Origin of the sequence: Blautia faecis (assembly GCF_027662325.1) — a bacterium.
Lineage (GTDB): Bacteria > Bacillota > Clostridia > Lachnospirales > Lachnospiraceae > Blautia_A > Blautia_A faecis.
The window spans coordinates 1-889 of the sequence record NZ_JAQDKY010000111.1 but is presented as its reverse complement, the minus strand read 5'-3'; the positions used below and the strand labels follow the sequence as shown (position 1 = coordinate 889).

1 protein-coding gene is annotated in these 889 nt (G+C 45.9%); it reads left to right on the top strand.

Annotated features, from left to right (window positions below; genetic code table 11):
- Positions 1-590 precede the first annotated feature (590 nt).
- Positions 591-889, top strand: a 299-nt coding sequence (locus tag PGQ38_RS19365) for a helix-turn-helix domain-containing protein (RefSeq protein ID WP_270433210.1), incomplete at its 3' end; no start/stop codon positions are given.

Sequence of the window (889 nt, the reverse complement as noted above, 5' to 3'; positions counted from 1 at the left end):
TGCACCCATGCTGGCATTTCCGGCATAATTCGTTGTAAGTGACACGCCCCCGGTCATTGAGGTAAAAGGAAAGCTCATGCTTCCTCTTTTTGCTCATTCTCGGCATATTGCGCTTCCTCCCGTTTTAGTGTATGGTTTCGGGGCGATTTTCGGTAAAATTACAGCCATAGAGCCGCTTAAAATCTCCCGAAGTATCAGCGATAGGGTAGACTGTCCCCCTATCAGATTGTTGTGTTTCGGTATCATTTCGGTGTCAGTTCGCCAGTTCTCCCCGGTGTCGTTCCTCCCCTGAATCTCACAGCGGCGTATCGCTCCCTTTGGTACGCTCGTTTTGGTAAGGGTTCCTCCATATCCCTGCCAAAAGTCATGACGCTACATCGCCGGGGAAGCATATCCCACACAGGCTGGTCATTCGATTGGAATAATCCATCGATGAACTACCTGTATCATAGAACATTTTTGTGCCCTGTGCCGTATGTCCACAAAGTAGGAATTCGGGGTAAAAATCAGAAATTTCCACGATTGCGGAATTGATATGGTATAATCAATTCAACGGTTATAAATGTCGTTAGAAAGGGGGAACTGCTTCAATGAACGGAGCTACTACAATACAGGAACGGCTAAAAGATTTACGATTAAACAAAGGATTAAAACTGGAAGAACTGGCTGAGCAAACGGGTATTTCAAAATCGGCTCTTGGCAGTTATGAAAAAGACGACTATAAGGAAATCAATCATGGCAACCTTATCCTGCTGGCAGATTTTTATGGGGTGTCCCTCGATTATCTCTTTTGCCGGACAGAGAACCGGGCGGAGATCAACACGCCATTAAGGGAGCTGCATTTGAGTGATGAGATGGTAGCACTTCTGAAAAGCGGTCGGATTAACAA